This window comes from Nonomuraea sp. NPDC001699, assembly GCF_053596455.1.
Genome location: NZ_JBSFGF010000005.1, coordinates 70200 through 88295, shown reverse-complemented (window position 1 = coordinate 88295; position 18096 = coordinate 70200). Strand labels below are relative to the sequence as shown.

Genomic DNA, 18096 nt, shown 5'->3' with positions numbered 1-18096 from the left:
CGGCGGGCGGGAGGGGGTGCGCCTTGGCCCGACCCAGGCGAAGGCGCACCCCTGGCCCCGGCGAATGAGCTCTGCCTCGGGCGGGCGGGAATGCGGAGCGGTCGTGTCCCTCAGTCCGGCTTCATGGCACGGTCGATCACCTTGAGCTTGGCCTCAAGCTCCGCGCGGCAGGCGGGGGCCAGGCGGCCCTCCCTGGCCCGGTCGGCGACCTTGCGCCGCAGCTCGGCCATGCCGGTGACCTCGGGCCCGCGCACCACCGAGCCGCGCACCACCGAGCCGCGCACCACCGAGTCGAGTACCTGCTTGAGGTCGAGCACCACGTCCGCGTCGGTCGCGTCGCACGGCTTGCCGTCTTCGAGGGAGTCGTGGAAGCCGTCCACCGCCTGCTCGACGGTGACCGACCCGGCCGGCGCGCTCTCGACCACCCGGGAGGCCGACGCCGAGGCCGACGCCGACGGCGTCACGGCCGGTGCGGACGTCGGCGCGATCCGCGGCGACAGCACCGGCTCCGGCGCGGCCCGCTGGAACCACAGCAGCACGGTGAGCGCCACCAGCGCCGACCCCGCCATCGTCAGCCCGCGCCGCACCTGCCGGGCGATCCCGGCCGTGCCGAGCGCCGAGGTCAGCGAGGCGACGATGGACTCGGCCGTGGGCCGCTCCTCGGGCAGGTGCGCCAGGCAGCTCTGGCAGAGCGAGGCGACGCCGTACGGCACGCCGGTCACCCGGGGCGGTGGATCGGTCCGGCGCGCCGCCTCGATCTCCTCCCACGTGGTCTCCGGGTACGGGGTGCGCCCGGTGAGCATGGCGAACAGCAGCACGCCCAGGGCGTACACGTCCACGGCCGGGTGGGTGGGGGCGCCGAGGAGGCGTTCGGGGGCGACGTAGGGAGGGGTGCCGCGGTCGTCGTCGGGGTCGCCGGCCCAGGCGGCGATGCCGAAGTCGAGCAGCTTCGGGCCGTCGGCGGTGAGCAGCACGTTCTCGGCGGTGACGTCCCGGTGGACCAGGCCGCGGGCGTGCCCGGCCATCAGCACGCGGGCCAGCCGCTGGGCGATGGCCGCCGCCTCGGTCCACGGCAGCGGCCCCTCGGCGATGCGCTCGGCCAGCGGGGTGCCGTCGAGCAGGGGCATCACCACGTACGCGGCCACGCCGCCCTTTGCGGTGACGGCCTCGCCGTAGTCGTAGATCTCGATCGAGTCGCGGTGGATGAACCGGGCCGCGGCGCGGGCCTCGCTGCGCACCCGGACGCGTTCGCCGTGGTCGGTGTGCAGCGAGGCGGTCAGCACCTTGACCGCGACCAGCCGCTGCAACGACTGGTCGAAGGCACGCCAGATGACCGACATGCCGCCGTGGGCCAGCGGGTCCAGCAGCAGGTACCGCCGGGCCAGCACGTCCCCCGGCTCAAGCTGACTCACGGATGACCAGTTCCGTGGGGAGGACGGGGTCGATCCCCGTCGCCCCCGTCAGGAGCAGGCGGGTGGCGACCGTGGCGAGCTCCTCGACGGGCTGGCGGACGGTGGTCAGTGCCGGGACGGTGTGCCGGGCCACGGGGGCGTCGTCGAAGCCGATCACGGCGACGTCCGAGGGGACCTTGCGGCCGGCCCGGCGAAGGGCCTGGATCGCGCCGGCCGCCATCAGGTCGGAGGCGACGAAGACGGCGTCGAGGCCGGGCGCGTGGCGTAACAGCCATTGCATGGCGTGCGTGCCCGAGGCCGCGGTGAAGTCGCCGTACGCCACGGGCACGTCGGGGGCGCCGGCCGCCTGAAGGGTGCGTACGAGCCCTTCGAGACGGTCGCGGGCGGCGGGCAGGGACGGCGGGCCGCCGATGGCGGCCACGTTCCTGCGGCCCTGTAACAGCAGGTGTTCGGCCGCCTGCCGGCCGCCGTCGAGGTTGTCCACGTCGGCGTAGGGCAGCTTGAGGTCGTGCGGCGGCCGGCCGATGTTGCGGACCGGGATGCCCGCAGTGGACAGCTTGATGGCCAGCGGATGGCGTTCTCGCGCACCGACGATGAGGACGGCGCCCGACAGCGCCGGGAGCGTCGAGGAGGTGGGCGTCACGGTCGTGACCATGAGGTGGGTGCCGTGCTCGGCGATCACCGCTCCGGCGGCGGACAGGAGCCTGGCGTAGTAGGGCTCGGAGAACAGGCGGGGGAGATGGTCGCAGATCACCGCCGTGACGCCGTCGGTCAGCGTCTTGGCGGCGCTTCCCCTGGGCGCGCGTTGGCGGACGTAGCCCATGCGGGAGACGGCGTCGTACACTTGCCGGCGGGTCGAGGTACTGACCCGCACCGAGCCCGTGAGGACTCGAGATGCGGTCGCGGGGGAAACCCCTGCAGCGGCCGCCACCTGTGCCAGTGTGGGCTGCTCGGTCATGGAGCACCTCGCGGAAAGATCCTGGGAGCGCTCCCACGTTACCAATGTTTCGCCGCTGTTAATAGGGCCTTCCCAGGGGGTGCGTCCCGGTGTGCGAACCCATTCCGAATCTGCTCAGGTAGGGGCGCTGGTTACCGTCAGACTTTTTGCGGTGAACGCGGATCAATCCATATTTTCCGGCCGATAGGGGGTATCCGCGACGTGCCGGATACCCCCTTCGCGTACGTCCCTAGCGCCGGCCCCTGCCGCGCCCGTGGCCGTTGCCGTTGTCGTTCTGGTAACCCTGGCCGGGGCCGAAGTCGCCGTCGGGGTTGGGGTTGACGTCGATGAGGTCCTGGCCCCTGTCGTCGGGCTCCTGCCTGCGGGGGGCGCAGCCCTGGCCGCAGCCGCCGAAGCGGGAGGAGTCGACCGGGGTGAAGGCCGTCGCCGGGGTGCCCTTGAGCGCGGCCTTCATGGTGGCGTTCCAGATCGGGCCGGGGATCGAGGCGCCGAAGACCGAGGGGTAGTACCTGCCGCCGATGGTGATGTTGTTCAGCTTGTGGGTGGTCGAGCCGTTCGGGTCGCCGATGCTGACCGCGCCGGCCAGGTCGGGGGTGAACCCGGCGAACCAGGCGGTGGCCTGGTCGTCGGTGGTGCCGGTCTTGCCCGCCGCCGGACGGCCGATGCCGCCGACCCCGCGCATGGTGCCCTTGGTGAAGACGCCGGACAGGATGTTCGCCGCAGCGTCGGCGACCTCGGGGTCGAACGCCTGCGTGCACTTGGGCTTGTACTCGGTCACCTTGCCGTTGCGGTCGGTGATCTGGGTGATGGCCGTCGGCGGGCAGTACTTGCCGCGCGCGCCGATCGCCGCGTAGGCCGTGGCCACGGTCACCGGGTCCATCTCGTTGATGCCGAGGGTGAACGTCTCGAACTCCTGGAGCTTGCCGCCGTCGGAGCGCTTGATGCCGAGCGACTTGGCGGTCTCGACCACCTTGCAGAGGCCGACCTTCTGCTCCAGCGTCATGAAGAACGTGTTCACCGAGCCCCAGGTGCCGGTGGCCAGCGACTTGAAGCCGCCGCCGCCCTCGTCGTTGGTGACGGTGTGGCTCGGGTCGCCGACGTTCTGGTTCTTGCAGTTCTTGAACGCCCAGTAGTTGGGGGCGGTGTAGCCGCTGCCGACGTTGAAGCCGTCGTTGATCTTCATGCCCTGCTTGAGCGCGGTGAGCAGCGTGAACGTCTTGAACGTCGAACCGGCCTGGAAGCCGATGCCGCCGCCGTGCACCGCGTCGGCCACCACGTTGTACGACATCTCGTGCTTGCGCTTGGAGTTGCCGTACTTGCGGCTGGCGGCCATGGCCTTGATCTCGCCCGTGCCCGGCTTGACCAGCGCCTCGGAGGCCACCGGGTTGTCGGAGGCGAAGACGTGCTTCTTGATGGCCTCCTCGGCGGCCTCCTGCATCTTCGGGTCGATCGTGGTCTTGATCTCCAGGCCGCCCCGGTTGAGGAACTGGGTGCGGGCCTTCTTGGTCTTGCCGAAGGCCGGGTTGCTCAGGATCTCGTTGCGCACGTACATGCAGAAGTACGGGTACTGGCTCGCGCCGCAGCCGCCGGGCAGCGGGGTGCCCTTGTAGCCGAGCTTCTTGGCCCTGGCCTCTTCGTGCTGCTCAGGCGTGATCTTCTTGAGTTCGAGCATCCGGTCGAGGACCACGTTGCGCCGGTTGAGCAGCTGCGCGCGGGAGTCCTTGCCCAGGTTGGGGTCGGTCCTGTTCGGGTCCTGGACGGCGCCGGCCAGCGTGGCCGCCTGCCACAGCGTCAGCTCGGAGGCCGACACCCCGAAGAAGCGCTTGGCCGCCGCCTCGACCCCGTACGCACCCGCGCCGAAGTAGGCGATGTTGAGGTACTTGCCGAGGATCTCGTTCTTGTTGTACTTCTCCTCGACCGCCATCGCGTAGCGCAGCTCCTTGAGCTTGCGGGCGTAGCTGGCTTCGAGGGCCGCGTTCTTCTCCTTCTCGGTGGTGGCCGAGTTGAGCAGCACCTGCTTGACGTACTGCTGGGTGATGGAGGAGCCACCCTGGGCGATGCCGCCCCTGCTGAGGTTCTTGGCGAGGGCGCGCACGGTGCCCTCGATGTCGATCGCGCCGTGCTCGTAGAAGCGGTAGTCCTCGATGGAGATGATGGCCGTCTTCATGATGTCGGCCACCTCGTCGAGCGAGACGTTCTCCCGGTACTCCTCGTAGAACTGGGCGATCTGGTTGCCCTTGGCGTCGAGGACCGTCGTCTTCTCGGCGAGCGGCGGCTCCTTGAGGTCCTCCGGCTTGATGTTCAGTTCCTCGGACGCCGAGACGAACATCGCTCCGGTGCCACCGACCGCCGGCAACGCGATGGCCGCGGCCACCACTCCCGCGGCCATAGCAGCCCCGGTCAGGCGCACGACGCCCGACATTCGGGAACCCATGCGGAAAAACCCCCTCAACTTGGCTTTTGGGTGCATCCTAAACCCGCCCATGACCTGCTCTCTGTAAAAAGACGAAGCGCGCGGCCGAAGTGGATGCTTCTACCCCGGGTGAGACGTCGAAGCACGGCATTTGGTTCGCCGTGTTTCCCGGTGAATTCGTTTCCTGCGGGTCTGCGGGGATAGGGCCAGGTCATGACTTCTCACCGAGTGTTGCCACGCGAGCAGCCGCGGGTCCGTGAGCCGGTCGCCGCCCCCCGCCGGAGGCCGGTCCTGGACGACACCCTGACCCTCCTGCTCGACCCGTACCGCTTCATCGGGGACCGGGCGCGGCGGCTCGGCGCCGACGTCTTCGAGACGCGGCTCCTCCTCCAGCCGGTCACCTGCATGACCGGGGCCGAGGCCGCCGAGGTCTTCTACGACCCCGAGCTGTTCGTCCGGCAGGGCGCCGCGCCCCGCAGGCTCCAGCTGACGCTGTTCGGCAGGGACGGCGTCCAGGCGCTCGACGGCGAGACCCACCGGGCGCGCAAGGCCATGTTCATGTCGCTGATGGGCAGGCAGGGCCGCGACCGGCTGACGGAGCTGGCCGGACAGCGCTGGCGCGAGCGCATCCGCGCGTGGCGGCGCATGCCGCGGGTCGTCCTGTACGACGAGGTCAGCGAACTGCTGTGCCAGGCGGTCTGCGACTGGACGGGCGTGCCGCTGCCGCCCGCGCGGGTGCCCGCCGCCACCGCCACGTTCCAGGCGGCCATCGAGGGCGCGGGCGGGATCGGCGTGCGCTACCTGCGCGGCCGGTACGCCAGGATCAAGGGCGACCTGTGGCTGTCCGGCCTGATCCGTTGCGCGCGCGACCACCCGGAACGCTTCGCCGGCACGGTGACCGGTCTGATCGCCGGTTACCGGGACCCCGACGGCACCCTGCTCCCGGCCAGGACCGCGGCCGTCGAGCTGCACAACGTGCTGCGGCCCACGGTGGCGGTGGCCAGGTTCGTGACGTTCGCGGCCATGGCCCTGCACGCCCACCCGGAGTACCACGAGCGCGTCCGCGAGGGCGACGAGCAGTTCGTCGAGCACTTCGTCCAGGAGGTGCGACGGTTCTACCCGTTCTTCCCGTTCGTCGCCGCCAAGGCGGCCAGGCCCTTCACCTGGAACGGCGAGCACTTCCCGCAGGGCCGGCGGACCCTGCTCGACCTGTACGGCACCGACCACGACTCGCGCCTGTGGGACCGTCCCGGCGAGTTCCGCCCGGAGCGGTTCGCCGAGTGGGACGGCGGCGAGTACGACTTCGTCCCCCAGGGAGGCGGCGATCACTACGAAGGGCACCGGTGCGCCGGCGAGTGGATCACCGTGGACCTGATGAAACAGGCGGTGACCGCGCTGACCCGCTGGATGACGTACGGGGTGCCCGCCCAGGACCTGCGCATGCCGTCGTGGCGCGCTCCGGCCGTGCCCAACAGCCGTTTCGTCATCGACCAGGTCGAGGCCGTCTGAGATTCGGCCAGCGCCGGGCAAAGAAGCGTGTTGTCGCGCGGGTGCGCGCGCGAGGGTCTGGCAACGTCTGCCGGGGCGATTCTTCCTGGCCTTGGTGGAGGGTTTCATGCGTCGTGTCGTGGACGACGAAGAGCATGTCGATCATCTGGTCTCGACCGCCAGGGCGTACTGGGGGGACACCGCGGGCGACACCGGTTGCGTGGTGGCCGAGGCGTTCGACGAGGACGTCCGGGTGGTGGTGCGTACCGTCATGGTCGCCAAGGCCGTGTGCGGGCTGCTGTCGGCCCGGCTGGTGGTGCTCACCGACCCGCGGTGGCGGCCGCTGGCCGAGGCGTTCGGCGCCGCCGCCGATCTGGGGCCGCCCGACGCCCTGGTCACCAGCCGGATGGATCGTGGCGTCCGCACCGACATCCCCGTCGTGCACGTGCACGGTACGGGAGGATTGCAGGCGTACGCGCTGTTCCCCGGCCGGACGCCCGGTTCGTTCGGCGAGGAGCTGCCCGGCCGGGTCGCGGAGTTCTTCGAGCGCTGGGTCTGGCCCAACAGGGAGGTGATCCGGCCGAGCGCCGAGCGTACGGCCTGGCGGGCCAAGGAGGGCTACCAGGTCCGCACGGACACCGAACGCCGCCAGCTTCGCCTCTACGGCTGCTCCAGGCTCCGCCTCGACGCCGGCCGGCCCACGATCACGGTGTTCGGCCACATGCCGGGCCGCGACACCGAGCTGTTCGAGGAGACCGAGCGGTACGCCGAGGCCGACGAGTCGGCCAACTGGCTGTTCCTCGACCGCCTGCGCTCCGGCCTGCTGTCGACGAACATCCTGTGGAGCATGACCGACGTCGCGGTCACGTTCGGCGGCAGCGACCTGCCCGCTTTCGGCGTGCCCGTCATCCAGGCCGGATGGTCGGAGGGCGCCGCCTGCGGGGCCACGCACCTTGTGCGCACGCCGGAGGAGCTGCGCGAGCGGCTCGGCGAGGCCGTCGCCGTGCACGGGAAGGCCGAGACGATCCTCGGCCCCGAGCAGCGCGAGCGCGCCCGCCTGTGGTCGTGGCTGCGCCGCTGCGGCGCCGACGTGCCGACCCAGGTCCTGCCGCGCTGGGAGCTCGGCCCCGACTACCCCCGTGCCCTCGCGGTCGCCCTGCGGCACGTGGAGCGCGACGGCGACCCCCTCTTCGAGGCGGTGCGCCGCATGTGGGAGCGCCGCGACCCCGTACTCACCCGATTCGACTTCCAGGACCTGGCCAAGACCACACTGACCCCCGCGAGGAGCGCCCGATGACCGGAACAGGACCCAGCACAGAGCTCGACCCGGTGATCCTGCCCGCGATCCCGCCCGTCCACGTGACCAGCGGGCGGTTCGCCGCCCTCCAGGTCGTCGACCGGCTGCAACGGGGCAGCCAGATCGTGGGCAGGTTCGAGACCTCCGGGCTGGTCGGCTTCAAGGTGTCCGCGCAGGGACGGCCGCTGCGGGTGCAGATGTCGCTGTCCATGGACGAGCGGTCGGTCAGCGGCTGGCACACCGGCAAGACGGGCGCCGACCTCACGCTGCCCCGGTGCGTCCAGATCCGTTCCCAGGGACGCCTGCGGCAGTGCGTGCTGCTGCGCGGCCGGAACCCGCACGCCCGCGTGGCCTTCGACCTGACCCCCGAGGAGATCCCCGACGACGGGCTGATCTGCGTCGAGGCCCTGGACGTCATGGAGGGCGACGGCGTCTGCGACGAGGTGCGCACGTTCCTGACCGGCCGGGTCCAGGCCGACGGGGTGGCCGGGCTGCGGCTGAACAAGATCGTGTTCGAGGAGCCGCCCGCCGTCGACTACGACCCCGACACCCTGGACGGCTCCCGCTGCGAGCTGTCCTCGCTGATCAGCGGCGGCGGCCTGGCCAACCTCAACCGGCAGGGGGTCCGCGTGCTGCGGTCGGGCATGTTCATGGTCAACCCGGTGCTGCGCGACACGTTCGGGGCCAGCGGCCGGATCACGTTGCGGCTGGGCACGAAGGCGGAGCCGGCCAGCATGATCCCGGCGACCTGGCGGCGGGTCAACAGCGAGCTGCGCTGGCTGCGGCACGCCACCAGGAAGCTCCTCGGCACGGCGTCCCCCACGGTGGAGCGGGTCTACAGCCTCAGGGACGGCGTGGCGGGGCCCTTCGGGCAGACCATCCACGGGAACGTCACCGAGCTCGTCCTGCCGAGCCCCACGGTCTCGCCGTTCCTCGTGGTGATCGAGCGGCTGCCGGGCGTCCTGCCGACGCTGGAGTCGTGCACCTCGGACTAGAGCCGGCGACCGTACCGCGACCGCCGGTGAGCACCTGATATTTCCGGAAAATGGTGATCAACCGGTGATAGCGCCGCTCTGCGGGCAGTTGTCGAAGGTGGGCGCGAACGGTTTGAGCATCGAGACGATCCGGCATCTCCACTGCACGGTCATGCGCGCCACAGGCGAGCTCGACCATGCGGGACGGGCCCGGTTCAGCGCCCACATCCACACGGTGTGGGACTGGTCGGCCGGTCCCGTCCTCGTCTTCGACCTGGCCGAGCTCGTCTTCTACGACTCCTCCGTCATCGGCGTGCTGGCGACGGCGATGCAGCGGATGGAGGCGGAGCCGGGCGGCCGGATCGTCGTGGTCCGGCCGTCGGAGCACCTGCTGTCGGTGCTGCGGCTGACGGACCTGCTCTCCCACGTCGAGCTGAGCGGCAGCGTCGAGCAGACCGTGGCGGAGCTGATGGTGGACGCCACGCCGCCCGCCCCCCGGTCGTGGCCCGGGGGGACGCCGGGCGTCGCCTACAACCCGTAGGTCTCCAGCAGGCGCAGCCAGATCTCGCTCACGGTCGGGAACGACGGCACGGCGTGCCAGAGCCGGTCGAGCGGCACCTCGCCGGTGACCGCGATCGTGGCGGCGTGCAGCAGCTCGCCGACGCCGGGACCGGCGAAGGTGACGCCGAGCAGCACCTTCCTGTCCTCGTCCACGACGGCCTTGGCCCGGCCCCGGTAGCCGTCGCCCAGCAGGTACGCGCCCGACACCGAGCCGAGGTCGTACTCGACCGCGCGTACCCGGAAACCGGCCTTCCTGGCATCGGCCTCCGTACGGCCGACCGCGCAGACCTGCGGATCGGTGAAGACGACCTGCGGCACGCCGAAGCCGCCGGCCAGGTCGCGCATGGCGGGCAGGTCGTCGCCGTGCGCCCGCGCCGCGATCACGTCACCGCAGATCCTGGCCTGGTACTTGCCGATGTGGGTGAGGAGCGCGCGGCCGTTGACGTCGCCGACGGCGTAGAGCCAGCCGCCCGGGACGCCGGTGGCCCGCATGCTGTCGTCGACCTCGACGGGCGCGTCGTCGGGCAGGCCGACCGTGTCCAGCCCGATCCCGCGTGTGGCGACATCGCGGCCGGTGGCCACCAGCAGTTCGTCGGCCTCCAGCGGCGGGCCCTCCGACAGGTGCACGGTCACCTTGCCGCCCGGTTCGGGCCGCTCGACCCTGACCACGTCGGTGTGCATGCGCACGTCGATGCCCGCCTCGGCGAACGACCGCGCGACCAGCTCGCCCGCGAACGGCTCGATCCTGCCGAGCAGCTTGCCGCCGCGTACCAGCACGGTCGTCTGCCGCGCGCCGAGCCCGTGCATGGCCTGCGCCATCTCGCAGGCGACCACGCCGCCGCCGATCACCACCAGGCGTTCGGGCACCTTCGTCGCGGCGGTGACCTCGTGGCTGGTCCACGGCTTCGCCTCGGCCAGGCCCGGCACCGGCGGGACCGCGGCCGTGCTGCCGGTGGCGAGCACGACGGCCTGCCTGGCCGTGAGCACCCGCTCGGCGCCGTCAGGGGTCGTGACGACCACCCGCCGCTCGCCGTCGAGCCGCCCCCTGCCGCGGACGAACTCCGCGGGCACGCCCTCGATCCAGCTCACCTGCTCGGAGTCGTCGTAGCGCGAGACCGCCTCGTCGCGCCGGGCGAGCACCGCGTCCACGTCGATCGGCCCGAGCGAGAGGCCGGGCACCCGTGACACCTCGCCGGCCAGGTCGACCGGGCGCAGCAGCGCCTTGCTGGGGATGCACGCCCAGTAGGAGCACTCGCCGCCGGCCAGCCGCTCCTCGACGATCGCGGCGCTCAGCCCGCCGCGCACCGCCCGCGCGGCGACGTTCTCGCCCGCCGGACCGGCCCCGATCACAATGACGTCGAACTCCTCGGCCACGCTGCCTCCCCATGCTCGTCCTCGACTCGCACTCTTTCATGCCCTGCCCGTGATGCCCGCGACGGCCATGGGCGTGAACCTTTTCGCGGCGCAACGGCAAGACCGGGTAGATGCCCGCGCCGTCCGGGGAGCCCGTTCGGCACTCTCGCGAAGGAGCCTCCCTGTGCCGGTGCCGTCTCCTGTGTTCGTGCTGCCCGGAAACGTCTGGAGGCGGCATCGGGCGCTGCTGGCCGCGCTGGTGCCCGCCGTCGCGCTGCGGCTGCTCGCGATGGCGGGGTACCGGCCCGCGCTGTGGTTCTGGGCGGACTCGTTCTCCTATCTGGAGGCCGCGGGCGACCCCGTGCCCGGGACGTTCCGGCCGCTCGGGTACTCGCTCTTCCTGGCCGCGCTCGGGCCCGCGAAGAGCCTGGCGCTGGTGGCCGCCGTGCAGCACGCGCTCGGGCCGGCGCTCGCCGTGGCCGTCTACGCCCTGCTGCGGCGGCGCGGCCTGCCCGGCTGGGGCGCGACGGCCGCCGTCGCGCCGCTGCTGTACGACGAGTTCCTGATCCTGCTGGAACACATGATCATGGCGGACGCGCTGTTCACCGTGCTGGTCACGGCCGGGATCCTGGCGCTGTCGTATCGGCTCACCCCGGTCACGGCGGCCGCCGGCGGCGTGCTGCTCGGCCTGGCCGCCATCACCCGCACGATCGGGGTGGCCGTCCTCGTGGTGGCCGCCGCCTGCCTGTTGCTGCGCCGTCCCGGGCCGCGCGCGCTGCTCTGCCTGGTCTTGGCGGGCGCGGCGCCGCTGCTCGGGTACGCCTCCTGGATGCGGGCCACCAGCGGCACCTTCGGCCTGACCAAGGCCGACGGCCTGTTCCTGTGGGCCCGAACGACGACCTTCGCCGACTGCTCGGTCATCAGGCCGGAGCCCGAGCTGGCCCCTCTCTGCCCGAGGACGCCGGTGGCCGGGCGGCCCTCTCCCGCGCACTGGATGTGGGGGTCCACCCTGGCCGCCGTCCCCGGCGACCGGAACGCGCTGGCCGCCCGCTTCGCCAGCGAGGCCGTCCTCGCCCAGCCCGGCGACTACCTGGCCGCCGTCGGGCGCGACCTGCGGTGGCTGCTGCGCTGGGAGCGCACCACGGCCAGGAAGGTGTCGGACAGGAAGACCAATCCGTACTGGTTCCCCTACGAGGAGCGCCCGCTGCGCGCGTCCATACGGCCGATCGCCGAGGCGTACGAGGGCGGGCCGGCGGACACCCGGATCGTCGAGCCCTACGCGGGCTGGCTGCGGGCCTACCAACGCTTCGGCTACCTGCCGTACCCGGTGCTCCTGGCGCTGCTCGGGGGCGCGCTCGCGGTGGCGGCCGTACGGCGGCGGCCGGACGCGCTGCTGCCCGGCATGGCCGCCGCCGTGCTGGTCGTGGCGCCTTCCTTCCTGAACGGGTACGACGTGCGGTACGTCGTACCCGCTCTCCCGACGGCCTGCCTGGCCGCCGGGCTGGCATCGGGACGTCCGCCGGAGGTCGGGAGACGTTCACCTGCGGGGCCTAGCGTGCCCGCATGACTGCTTACCCCACGTCCGTGGTGTACCGGGCGGCGTCCGAGGGTTACCACACCTTCCGCATCCCGGCCGCCGTGGTGACGGGGGAGGGGACGGTCCTGGCCTTCGCCGAGGGGCGGCGGGGGTCGGCCGGCGACTCTGGCCACATCGACCTGGTGCTCAGGCGGTCCTCCGACGGCGGCCTGACGTGGGGGCCGCTCCAGGTGGTCGCCACGGAACCGAACCGCGGCACGGTCGGCAACCCCGCGCCCGTGGTGCTGGACGACGGCCGGATCCTCCTCGTCACGGTCCGGCAGGGGCCGTCGGCGACGGAGGAGAAGATCAGGCGCGGGCAGGTGCCGGCGGCCGCGGGGCGGCGGGTGTTCGTCCAGGTCAGCGCGGACGACGGCGTCACCTGGCCGGCGCCGCGCGAGATCACCGCCCAGGCCGGGCGGCCGGAGTGGCGCTGGTACGCCACCGGCCCAGGGCACGCCGTCCGGCTCAGGAGCGGGCGCGTCGTGGTGCCGGGCAACCACTCCCTGCCCCCGTCCGGCTCGGACGTCGGCACCGAGGGCAAGTACAACGGCGGCCACGCGCTGCTCAGCGACGACGGCGGCCTTACCTGGCGGATCGGGTACGTGGACGACAACCCCGACGGCTACGTCAACGTCAACGAGACCACCGCGGCCGAGCTGCCCGACGGCCGCCTCTACCTCAACACCAGGACGGACTCCGCCGCGCCCGGCACCCGGGCCGACGCCTACTCCTCCGACGGCGGGCAGCGGCTCGACCTGCCCTTCCGCCCGCAGGCCGGGCTGGCGGGGCCGGTGGTCGAGGGCAGCCTGCTGTGGTGCGAGCCGCCCGGCGTGCTGCTGTTCTCCGGCCCGGCCGCGCCCGACGCGCGGGCCCTGATGACGGTACGGGCGAGCGACGACGCCGGGCTCACCTGGCATCCGGTGCACACCGTCTCCGGCCTGCCCGCCGCCTACTCCGACCTGGTCAGAGTGGACGACGACACGGTGGGGCTGCTGTTCGAGACCGGCGACTTCGGGCCGTACGAGAGCATCGCCTTCCGGCGTGTCCCGGTCGCCGAGCTCGTCCCCCGCCGGGCCTAGCCGCCGGTCCCCCGCCGCCTGGTACGTGTTGCGCCCCTGCGCCGCGTACGTTTCCCTGTTCACGGAAGTGCTGACACAGGGTTGTGCTGACTACGCTGAGAGACCCACTGTGTTGACCGCGTGTGCGGCGAGGTTCCGTAATACGCGCTAGCATTCCGATCAGCGGAATAGGCGAGGGAGAGTTTCAGTGGCTGAGACCCAGTCCCCTGTGGGGAGCGTCGATCGTGCCCTGCTGATCCTGCAGGAGATCGGGAAGCACAGCAGGGGGGTGACGCTCGACGAGCTGGCCACCAGGCTGGGGTTGCCGAAGAGCTCGCTCCACCGCCTGCTCGGGGCGCTGAAGCACCGGGGCTTCGCGGCCCAGCCGGAGCCGAGCGGGCCGTACTTCCTCGGCACCGAGCTGCTGGCCACGGCCTTCCGGTTCTACGAGAGCATGGATCTGCGCACGCTCGTACGGCCGCTGCTGCTGCGGCTGAGCGAGGAGTTCTCCGAGACCGTGCACATGGCGATGCTCGACGGCGGCGAGGTCGTCTACCTGGACAAGGTCGAGGCGGTGCGGTCGATCACCATGACCTCGGTGGTCGGCGGGCGCAACGCGGCCCACTGCACCGGGGTGGGCAAGGCGCTGCTGGCCTGGACGTACCCGACGGACGAGGCGGTCAAGGCGTGGGCCGAGCGTTACGGGCCGCTGTCCACCAGGACCAGGAACACGATCACGAACCCCGCCAAGCTGGCCACCCACCTCGACCAGGTCAGGCAGCGCGGGTACGCGCTCGACCTGGAGGAGAACGAGCCGGGGGTGCGGTGCGTGGCGGCGCCGGTCTTCATGGGCAAGACGGCGCCGGTGGCGGCGGTGAGCGTGACCGCGATCAAGGACCGCATGTCGGTCGCCCGCCTCGAAGAGGTCGGCCACGGCCTCCGCCGCGCCATCTCCGCCGAGGCCTGACCCACCCTTTGCAGAAGCCGTCGGCCCTCGAAAGCCGGGCATCGAAGGCCCGCCCCTCCGAACGCCGGGGCCGCGGCGCGTTCGGCGCGACGCCCTCCTCATCCCCTCCCTAACGGGACCTCGGTCGACTACGGTCGGAGGGGTAGCGGAACTGCGTTCCGTATCACGGATCAGGAGAGCAGAGAGCATGAAGCTGGAGAAGGTCCCCGTGCCCGCCGCCACCCTCGGCGAGGGCCCCCGATGGGACGCCGTCACCGGCACGCTGCTGTGGGTCGACATCCCCGCGGGTCACGTGCACAGGCTGGACCCGTCGGGCGACGAGCGGGAGACGATCGAGCTGGGGCAGCCGGTCGGCGTCGCCGTGCCCGACGCGGCCGGCGGCCTCATGCTCGCCCTCAGGGACGGCTTCGCCCGGCACGCGGACGGCCGCACCGAGCTGGTCGCCCGGCCGCCCGAGCCCGAGGGCAACCGGATGAACGACGGCGCCTGCGACCGCGCGGGCCGCTTCTTCGCCGGCACCAAGGCCGAGGACGACACCCCCGGCGCGGGCTCCCTCTACCGCCTGGGCGCGGACCGTACGTGCGACAAGGTCCTGGACGGGGTCACGATCTCGAACGGCCTCGGCTGGAGCCCCGACGAGCGCCTGATGTACTACGTGGACACCGCGACCGACCGGATCGACGTCTTCGACTACGACCCGGCGACCGGCCGGCTCGACGGCCGCCGGAAGTTCGCCGCCCTCCCCGGCCCCGACGGCCTGACGGTCGACGCCGCCGGCCACGTGTGGGTCGCGCTGTGGGGCGGCGGCGCGGTCGTGCGGCTGCGGCCGGACGGGCGGGCCGACCTGACCCTGGAGGTCCCCGCGGCGAACGTCACGAGCTGCGCCTTCGGCGGCCCCGACCTCGACGTGCTCTACGTGACCACCGCCTGGGACGGCAGCGCCGGCGGGGAGCTGTGGCGCTGCCGCACCTCCCACACCGGCCTGCCCGCGAACCCCTACCGGGGCCTCACCCCTTGACCGCGCCGGTCAGCGCCTGCACGAAGCGGCGCTGGCCGAACAGGAACACCGCCAGCACCGGAAGCGTGGTCAGCACCGTGCCCGCCATGATCGCGGGCCAGTCGGCCCGGTGCTGGCCCTGGAACGTGGTCAGCCCCGCCTGCACGGTGTAGTTCGCCTCGGAGTTGATCACCACCAGCGGCCAGAAGAGATCGTTCCAGGCCGTGATGAACGTGATCACGGCGAGCGCCGCCAGCGCCGGTTTGGCGACCGGCAGCACCACCCGGAAGAACAGTGCGACCCGCGAGCACCCGTCGATCCGCGCCGCCTCCTCCAGCTCCTTCGGGAAGGACTGGAAGAACGAGGTCATCAGGTAGATCCCGACCGACGAGCTGAGCTGCGGGATGATCAGCGCGCCCAGCGTGTCCACCAGCCCGGCCTGGCTGAACATCAGGAAGGTCGGGATCACGGTGAGCTGGAACGGGATCAGCGCGGTCGCGATGATCAGGACCAGCGTCAGCCGGGAGCCGATGAACCGGATCCGGGCGAAGGCGTACCCGGCCATGCTGCAGAGCACGACCTGGGCGACCACGATCACGCCCGACACCAGCACGCTGTTGAGGAACCAGCGGGGGAAGTCGGAGCGCTCCATGACCGTGCGGTAGCCGCCGAGGTCGATGCCCTCCGGCAGGATCGGCGACGGGAACCTGTTCAGCTCGGCCTGCGTCATGACCGAGCTGAGCACCAGCCACACGAACGGCAGCAGCGTCACCACCGACATCGGCGCGAGCACCAGGTGCCACCTGCTCGGCAGGCGTCGCCTCATCGCACGGCTCCTCTCCGACGCGCGACCACCAGGCCCACGACGATCAGCAGCAGCGTCCCGGCGAACAGGGTGTAGGCCACGGCCGCGCCGTACCCGGCGGCCGAGTAGCGGAAGGCGAGCTGCCAGACGTAGTAGACGATGGTCACGGTGGCGCTGGCCGGGCCGCCCTGGGTCGTGGTCATGACCAGGTCGAAGAACTGCAGGGCGTCGATCACGCCCCACACCGCGAGGAAGAGCGTGATCGGCCGTACGGACGGGACGATGATGTGCCGGAACGTGGCCCACCGCCCCGCGCCGTCGATGGAGGCCGCCTCCAGCACCGCCTTGTCGATCTCCTGGATGGCCGCCAGGTAGATGACCACGGCGAAGCCGAACCTGGTCCAGAAGAAGATCAGCGTCAGCACGTACATGGCCTGGGACGGGCTGCTCAGGAAGCCCTGCATCGGCAGGCCGAGCTGCACGAGCACGCCGTTCATCAGGCCGAAGTCGCGGTCGAAGATGTAGCCCATCAACAGGCCGGCCGACGTGGCCGAGGCCACGTACGGGACGAGGAAGGCGGTCCGGTAGAACCCGATCCCGCGCACCTTCCTGTTCAGCAGCACCGCCACCACCAGGCCGAAGACCAGCGAGGCCGGGATGTAGAGCACCAGCAGCAGCCCGGTGTTGCGCACGGCCTGGAAGAAGACCGGGTCCTGGAACAGCGCCCGGTAGTTGTCCAGGCCGACGTTCTCGGGCGTCTTCATCAGGTCGGAGTCGGTGAACGACAGCGCCAGCGCCCACGCCATCGGCACCAGCGCGAACCCGAGGATGATCAGCGTCGCCGGGCCCGCGAACGACCAGCCCGCGACGTGGTCGCCGAGCCTGCGCGGACGCTTGGCGTGCCGGGCGGCGGGCGCGCTGACGGCGGCGCTGCTCATGAGCCCGGCACCGCCAGCACCGCGTCGGACTTGGCCGCGGCCTCGTCCAGGGCGGTCTTGGCGTCGGTCCGGCCCAGCAGCGCCTGCGCGATGGCCTCGGCCACGAAGGACGACACGCGGGGGTACTTGGTGGTGGGCGGCCTGACCCGCTTGGCGTTGGCCAGGTTCTCGGAGACCACCTCGATGCCCGGATATTTCGTCAGATAGTCCTGGTAGCCGGGCAGCTTGGTGATCGACTCCCTGATGGGCAGCGAGCCCGTGTCGCTCATCCACACGAGTTCCTGCTCGGCGGCCGTCAGCCAGCTCAGGAACGTGGTCGCCGCCTTGACGCGGCGTTCGTCGTGCTCGAACACCACCCAGTTGTCCGGGCCGGAGACGGTCTCGTGGTTGCCGTTGGTGCCGGGCAGCCGCGCGACGCCGTAGTCCACCATCGCGGCCTGGAGGTCGGGCAGCACCCAGGGGCCGGAGAGGAACATGGCGAGCCGTCCCGACTCGAACAGCTTCTGGCCCTTCTCGGCCGGGCTGGAGTCGAGGTAGACCGACTTGTCGTCCACGGCCATGCTTCGGACCAGCCCGAGCGCCTGCTGCCCGGCCGCCGAGTCGAACGCGGACTTCTTGTGGTCGGGGGTGAGGATGTCGCCGCCCGCCTGCCACAGGAGCGGCCAGAGCCCCCAGACGGCCTCCTCGCCGCCGCTGATCGCCCAGGTGGTGCCGAAGACGCCCTTCTGCGCGTCGGTGGTCTTCCTGGCGATGTCGCGGAACTCGTCCCAGGTCCAGTCGGGGCCGGGGGCCTTGACGCCCGCCTTGGCCAGCAGCTTCTTGTTGTAGAGGACCACCATGTTGTCCACGACGGCGGGGAAGCCGATGACCTTGCCCTGGACGGTGACCGCCTCGCGCTCGTTGGCCCAGAAGTCGGTCCAGCCGACGGCCGGGTCCTTGACGTAGGAGGTGAGGTCGGCGGTCTTGGGGTTCCTGGCCACGTTGGGGGCCCAGGAGCCGTACAGGTAGGCGATGTCGGGGTAGGCGTCCGAGGCGAGCGCGGCGGTGATCTTGGGTAGCATGCCGTCTGCGGTCGCGCCGCCGGACTCGGTGCTGACCTTGATGTCGGGGTGACTCTGGTTGAACCGGGCGACCAGCTTTTCGATCGACTTCGCCGAGGTGTCCTCCTGGCCGTGCCAGATGGTGATCTCGACCGGGCCGCTCGCCCGTTCCTGTCCTCCGCCGCCGCAGCTCACCGCGGCCAGGGCCAGGGCGACGACGGCCGTCGTCGTACGGGGCCTCATCGGGCGGTCTCGC

Annotated in this window: 15 protein-coding genes; 8 read left to right on the top strand and 7 right to left on the bottom strand. The window is 71.6% G+C overall.

Annotated elements, in window-relative coordinates; genetic code table 11:
- Nucleotides 1-110 precede the first annotated feature (110 nt).
- The 3 genes from ACWCSU_RS17025 to ACWCSU_RS17015 all read right to left on the bottom strand — a co-directional run bounded on the left by ACWCSU_RS17025 (nt 111) and on the right by ACWCSU_RS17015 (nt 4804).
- Nucleotides 111-1412 carry a serine/threonine-protein kinase gene (locus ACWCSU_RS17025; RefSeq protein ID WP_449935899.1) on the bottom strand — a complete coding sequence of 434 codons (1302 nt, stop codon included), beginning with the start codon at nt 1410-1412 and terminating at the stop codon, nt 111-113.
- Nucleotides 1399-2370, bottom strand: a complete 972-nt coding sequence (locus ACWCSU_RS17020) for a LacI family DNA-binding transcriptional regulator (RefSeq protein ID WP_357707108.1) — start codon at nt 2368-2370, stop codon at nt 1399-1401. Before ACWCSU_RS17020 ends, ACWCSU_RS17025 begins: the two co-directional genes overlap by 14 nt.
- Nucleotides 2371-2599: 229 nt before the next feature.
- The gene (locus ACWCSU_RS17015; protein WP_449935896.1) at nt 2600-4804 is read right to left on the bottom strand and encodes a transglycosylase domain-containing protein; all 2205 of its coding nucleotides are present in this window, start codon (nt 4802-4804) and stop codon (nt 2600-2602) included.
- Between the two features lie 192 nt (nt 4805-4996).
- On the opposite strand from ACWCSU_RS17015, the gene ACWCSU_RS17010 reads away from it, so the two are divergent.
- The 4 genes from ACWCSU_RS17010 (at nt 4997) to ACWCSU_RS16995 (ending at nt 9083) form a co-directional block, all read left to right on the top strand.
- The gene (locus ACWCSU_RS17010; protein WP_449935895.1) at nt 4997-6292 is read left to right on the top strand and encodes a cytochrome P450; all 1296 of its coding nucleotides are present in this window, start codon (nt 4997-4999) and stop codon (nt 6290-6292) included.
- A gap of 106 nt (nt 6293-6398) precedes the next feature.
- Nucleotides 6399-7568, top strand: coding sequence for a hypothetical protein (locus tag ACWCSU_RS17005; RefSeq protein WP_357707102.1), 1170 nt, complete (start codon nt 6399-6401; stop codon nt 7566-7568).
- Nucleotides 7565-8563 carry a hypothetical protein gene (locus ACWCSU_RS17000; protein WP_357707100.1) on the top strand — a complete coding sequence of 333 codons (999 nt, stop codon included), beginning with the start codon at nt 7565-7567 and terminating at the stop codon, nt 8561-8563. The genes ACWCSU_RS17005 and ACWCSU_RS17000 overlap by 4 nt, the downstream gene beginning before the upstream one ends.
- A gap of 112 nt (nt 8564-8675) precedes the next feature.
- Nucleotides 8676-9083, top strand: coding sequence for an STAS domain-containing protein (locus ACWCSU_RS16995; RefSeq protein ID WP_449935892.1), 408 nt, complete (start codon nt 8676-8678; stop codon nt 9081-9083).
- Here the strand turns inward: ACWCSU_RS16995 and ACWCSU_RS16990 are convergent.
- Complete coding sequence (locus ACWCSU_RS16990) at nt 9071-10477, bottom strand: dihydrolipoyl dehydrogenase family protein (protein WP_449935890.1); 1407 nt, start codon at nt 10475-10477, stop codon at nt 9071-9073. The genes ACWCSU_RS16995 and ACWCSU_RS16990 overlap by 13 nt on opposite strands.
- Before the next feature lie 169 nt (nt 10478-10646).
- On the opposite strand from ACWCSU_RS16990, the gene ACWCSU_RS16985 reads away from it, so the two are divergent.
- The 4 genes from ACWCSU_RS16985 to ACWCSU_RS16970 all read left to right on the top strand — a co-directional run bounded on the left by ACWCSU_RS16985 (nt 10647) and on the right by ACWCSU_RS16970 (nt 15078).
- Nucleotides 10647-12023 (top strand): hypothetical protein, encoded by a 1377-nt coding sequence (locus ACWCSU_RS16985; RefSeq protein ID WP_449935887.1) that lies wholly within the window; start codon nt 10647-10649, stop codon nt 12021-12023.
- A complete protein-coding gene (locus ACWCSU_RS16980; RefSeq protein WP_449935885.1) occupies nt 12020-13114 on the top strand; it encodes a sialidase family protein in 1095 nt (364 codons plus the stop codon). Before ACWCSU_RS16985 ends, ACWCSU_RS16980 begins: the two co-directional genes overlap by 4 nt.
- A 187-nt stretch (nt 13115-13301) precedes the next feature.
- Complete coding sequence (locus ACWCSU_RS16975) at nt 13302-14060, top strand: IclR family transcriptional regulator (protein WP_357707091.1); 759 nt, start codon at nt 13302-13304, stop codon at nt 14058-14060.
- A gap of 187 nt (nt 14061-14247) precedes the next feature.
- Nucleotides 14248-15078 carry an SMP-30/gluconolactonase/LRE family protein gene (locus tag ACWCSU_RS16970; protein WP_449935882.1) on the top strand — a complete coding sequence of 277 codons (831 nt, stop codon included), beginning with the start codon at nt 14248-14250 and terminating at the stop codon, nt 15076-15078.
- On the opposite strand, the gene ACWCSU_RS16965 is transcribed toward ACWCSU_RS16970, so the two are convergent.
- The 3 genes from ACWCSU_RS16965 to ACWCSU_RS16955 are packed head-to-tail and all read right to left on the bottom strand — an operon-like array spanning nt 15068 to nt 18083.
- Nucleotides 15068-15883, bottom strand: a complete 816-nt coding sequence (locus ACWCSU_RS16965) for a carbohydrate ABC transporter permease (protein ID WP_357707087.1) — start codon at nt 15881-15883, stop codon at nt 15068-15070. The genes ACWCSU_RS16970 and ACWCSU_RS16965 overlap by 11 nt on opposite strands.
- A complete protein-coding gene (locus ACWCSU_RS16960) occupies nt 15880-16800 on the bottom strand; it encodes a carbohydrate ABC transporter permease (RefSeq protein WP_357707085.1) in 921 nt (306 codons plus the stop codon). Before ACWCSU_RS16960 ends, ACWCSU_RS16965 begins: the two co-directional genes overlap by 4 nt.
- Nucleotides 16797-18083, bottom strand: coding sequence for an ABC transporter substrate-binding protein (locus ACWCSU_RS16955; protein WP_449935880.1), 1287 nt, complete (start codon nt 18081-18083; stop codon nt 16797-16799). The genes ACWCSU_RS16960 and ACWCSU_RS16955 overlap by 4 nt, the downstream gene beginning before the upstream one ends.
- Nucleotides 18084-18096: the final 13 nt, after the last annotated feature.

Bases quoted from the DNA above. Each gene is read 5' to 3' on its own strand.
- ACWCSU_RS17020 (WP_357707108.1), bottom strand. From the start codon at position 2,370: ATGACCGAGCAGCCCACACTGGCACAGGTGGCGGCCGCTGCAGGGGTT.
- ACWCSU_RS17015 (WP_449935896.1), bottom strand. From the start codon at position 4,804: ATGGGTTCCCGAATGTCGGGCGTCGTGCGCCTGACCGGGGCTGCTATG.
- ACWCSU_RS17010 (WP_449935895.1), top strand. From the start codon at position 4,997: ATGACTTCTCACCGAGTGTTGCCACGCGAGCAGCCGCGGGTCCGTGAG.
- ACWCSU_RS17005 (WP_357707102.1), top strand. From the start codon at position 6,399: ATGCGTCGTGTCGTGGACGACGAAGAGCATGTCGATCATCTGGTCTCG.
- ACWCSU_RS17000 (WP_357707100.1), top strand. From the start codon at position 7,565: ATGACCGGAACAGGACCCAGCACAGAGCTCGACCCGGTGATCCTGCCC.
- ACWCSU_RS16980 (WP_449935885.1), top strand. From the start codon at position 12,020: ATGACTGCTTACCCCACGTCCGTGGTGTACCGGGCGGCGTCCGAGGGT.
- ACWCSU_RS16970 (WP_449935882.1), top strand. From the start codon at position 14,248: ATGAAGCTGGAGAAGGTCCCCGTGCCCGCCGCCACCCTCGGCGAGGGC.
- ACWCSU_RS16965 (WP_357707087.1), bottom strand. From the start codon at position 15,883: ATGAGGCGACGCCTGCCGAGCAGGTGGCACCTGGTGCTCGCGCCGATG.
- ACWCSU_RS16960 (WP_357707085.1), bottom strand. From the start codon at position 16,800: ATGAGCAGCGCCGCCGTCAGCGCGCCCGCCGCCCGGCACGCCAAGCGT.
- ACWCSU_RS16955 (WP_449935880.1), bottom strand. From the start codon at position 18,083: ATGAGGCCCCGTACGACGACGGCCGTCGTCGCCCTGGCCCTGGCCGCG.